This window comes from Actinomycetota bacterium (genome assembly GCA_009923495.1).
Taxonomy (GTDB): domain Bacteria; phylum Actinomycetota; class Actinomycetes; order S36-B12; family UBA5976; genus UBA5976.
On record RFTJ01000033.1, the window covers coordinates 1 to 3,390 of the forward strand.

At 53.0% G+C, this 3,390-nt stretch carries 4 protein-coding genes; all 4 read left to right on the forward strand.

The window, feature by feature from the left end; genetic code table 11:
• A partial coding sequence (locus EBS36_07130) for a hypothetical protein (protein NBU32919.1) occupies positions 1 to 289 on the forward strand: 289 nt, incomplete at its 5' end.
• 36 nt (positions 290 to 325) lie between these two features.
• Positions 326 to 1,042 carry a hypothetical protein gene (locus EBS36_07135; GenBank protein NBU32920.1) on the forward strand — a complete coding sequence of 239 codons (717 nt, stop codon included), beginning with the start codon at positions 326 to 328 and terminating at the stop codon, positions 1,040 to 1,042.
• On the forward strand, positions 1,042 to 2,571 hold the full coding sequence (locus EBS36_07140) for a hypothetical protein (GenBank protein ID NBU32921.1): 1,530 nt from the start codon (positions 1,042 to 1,044) through the stop codon (positions 2,569 to 2,571). The genes EBS36_07135 and EBS36_07140 overlap by 1 nt, the downstream gene beginning before the upstream one ends.
• Complete coding sequence (locus tag EBS36_07145; GenBank protein ID NBU32922.1) at positions 2,571 to 3,311, forward strand: hypothetical protein; 741 nt, start codon at positions 2,571 to 2,573, stop codon at positions 3,309 to 3,311. Before EBS36_07140 ends, EBS36_07145 begins: the two co-directional genes overlap by 1 nt.
• Positions 3,312 to 3,390 lie beyond the last annotated feature (79 nt).

Below are 3,390 nucleotides of genomic sequence, written 5' to 3' on the forward strand. Positions count from 1 at the left end.
AACGGCAGTCACGTTGAACAAGAGTGCTGGCCGGATTACCATGAACAACGCGGCTTTGGCTGGCGGTGCAGTAGCAACATTTACGTTGAACAACAACCTGATTTCTGCCAACGACACAATGATTGTGTGTATCTCTAGCGTTACGACTGGTAGTACCGCTGCTGCATACACCACTTACGTTTGCAGCTTGACCACAGGATCTGCTGTAATCGCATTGCGTAACTTGAGCGCGACTTCATACTCTGAAGCAATCGTCATCAATTACTCAATCATTCACGGCGCAGTTTAACAGGCGGGGCTTCGGCCCCTCCTTTCGAGGTTTACGATGGCAACATATTCGGCTGGTGAACAGATCAACCGCGCCCTGCGACTGTTGGGTGTCCTAGCAGAAGGTGAGACGTCATCGGCTTCGGTGATGCAAGATTCATTGATGGCAATGAATCAGATGATTGATAGTTGGAACACCGAGCGCCTATCGGTGTACAACACGCAAGACCAAACATATCTTTGGACGCCCGGTCTGATTACACAAACGCTCGGACCGTCTGGCGATTTTGTGGGCAACCGCCCAATCCTGTTGGACGATGCAACGTACTTCCGCGACCCGTCAACAAACGTGTCGTATGGCATCAAGTTCATCAACCAGCAGCAGTATGACGGCATCGCGGTCAAGACCGTGACATCCACGTATCCACAGGTGATGTGGATCAACATGGAATACCCCAACATTACGATGACGATCTACCCCAAGCCCACGCGCTTGTTGGAGTTCCACTTCATCAGCGTTGAGGAGTTGTCGCAACCAGCTACGCTAGCGACTACGCTGGCTTTCCCGCCGGGTTACTTGCGGGCGTTTACCTACAACTTGGCGATGGAGATCGCGCCTGAGTTTGGCGTGGAACCATCAGAGCAGGTCAAGCGGATTGCCATGACCAGCAAACGCAATCTCAAGCGCATTAACAATCCTGACGATGTAATGGCGATGCCGTACTCGCTAGTTGCGACGCGCCAGCGGTTCAACGTCTACGCTGGTAATTACTGATGAAGACGCCGATTCTGGGATCGGCGTATGTTGCTCGGAGCATCAACGCCGCTGACAATCGCATGGTCAATCTCTTTCCGGAGATTGTCCCCGAAGGCGGCAAAGAAGCCGCGTTCCTAAACCGCGCTCCCGGCCTAACGCTGCTCGCCACCGTTGGTACTGGTCCTATTCGTGGACTGTGGACGTTCAACGGCGTTGGCTATGTTGTTAGTGGGTTAAGTCTTTACAGCATCAATAGCAGTTATACCGCAACATTTTTGGGTACTGTGTCAGGCACGGGGCCGGTCAGCATGGCTGATAACGGTACTCAACTGTTCATCGCGTGTAACGGCCCAAGCTACATCTACAACTCGCTGACCAATGTCTTTGTACAGATTACGGACCCAGACTTCCCAGGCGCGTTGACCGTTGGCTATCTAGACGGTTACTTTGTTTTTATCCAGCCTAACACTCAAAAACTTTGGGTGACCGCGCTGTTAGAAGGTACGTCGGTTGATCCGTTGGATTTTGCCAGCGCGGAAGGTTCGCCAGACAATCTGGTTAGCATGATCGTTGACCACCGCGAAGTGTGGTTGTATGGCACTAACTCAGTTGAAGTTTGGTACGACGCCGGAAACGCAGACTTTCCGCTGCAACGCATCCAAGGCGCGTATAACGAGATTGGTTGCGCTGCGACATTCTCGGTCGCCAAATTAGACAACGGTCTATTTTGGTTAGGCGCGGACGCTCGCGGCCAGGGCATCGTCTACCGCGCCAACGGCTATACCGGCCAGCGGATCAGCACCCACGCGATTGAATACGCGATTGCACAATATCCAATCATCAGCGACGCAGTTGCGTATACCTATCAGCAAGAAGGCCACGCTTTCTATGTCCTGACATTCCCATCAGCCAACGCAACGTGGGTCTATGATGTATCTACACAAGCATGGCATGAGCGGGCAGCGTTCTCTAACGGTCAGTTTTTGCGGCATCGCAGCAACTGTCAGATGGCGTTCAATAGCGAAATTGTTGTTGGCGACTTTGCTAATGGCAATCTGTACGCTTTTGATTTAGACGTTTACGCCGATAACGGTAGCCCTCAAAAGTGGTTGCGTTCCTGGCGGGCGTTACCAAGCGGACAGAACAACCTAACCCGTACAGCGCACCATAGCCTACAACTAGATTGCGAGTCTGGCGTTGGAATCAATAACAGCGGCGGTACAGACCCAACGTATCTGCTTACCGAGTCTGGCTTGTACATCACTACCGAGAGTGGTGACTATCTAGTCAGCGTCGCCGAAGGTGAGCCTACGGTTGGCTCGGACCCGCAAGTAATGCTGCGCTGGTCAGACGATGGCGGTCATACTTGGTCTAACGAACATTGGGCAGTTCTTGGCAAGATTGGCGTCTATCAGCAGCGCGTGTTCTGGCGTCGCCTTGGTATGACTCTCAAACTGCGTGATCGAGTGTACGAGTTGTCTGGCACAGATCCGGTCAAGATTGCGATCATGGGGGCTGAACTGCACTTGAGCGGGACAAGCGCCTAATGCCAGTTATCAATAACATCACGCAGATCCCTGCGCCTCGGGTCGACTTTATTGATCAGCGCACCGGGCTAATGTCGCGTGAATGGTATCGGTTCTTTCTGAACCTGTTTACGTTGACCGGATCTGGTGCAAACGCGACCGCGATTGAAGACTTCAATTACGATCCTATCGGCTCGCAAGTAACTGAACTTTACAGCATGGTCAACACGCTGGAACTCGGCCCCGTAGGCCAGCCAGCGTTTGATAGCGGCGTCACCCAAGTCAACACCGGCACAGGTCTGACCGGCGGTCCAATCGTTTCAACCGGCACGATTGCGATTGACAACACGGTTGTCACGCTTACTGGCACGCAGACGCTGACCAACAAGACTATTAGCGGTCTGGCAAGCGGGTCAACGGTCAAAGACAGCGCCGGCAACTTGTACGGGTTTGGTTTTCGGACCGTGCCTCAATCAAGCAACACCAGCGGAACGCTGGTTTTGTCTGATAGCGCCAAACATCTATACCTAACCGGCAACGTCACGGTCCCACCGTACAGTAGCGTAGCGTTTGAGATTGGTACGGTCATCAGCGTGGTGAGCAACGCCACGGCGCTGGTCATCCAAGCTGGAACTGGCGTTACGCTCAAGCTCGCCAACTCCACATCTACCGGCAACCGATCTGTCGCGTCTAACGGCGTCGCAACGATGATTAAGGTTGACACCGATACTTGGTACGTCTTTGGTCTGGGCGTGTCATGAGCGGCTTTTTGGGGATGTTTACCTACGGTGGTCTTGCTCCAATTACACCTTCAATTTATATCGCCTACGGTGGCCCCAC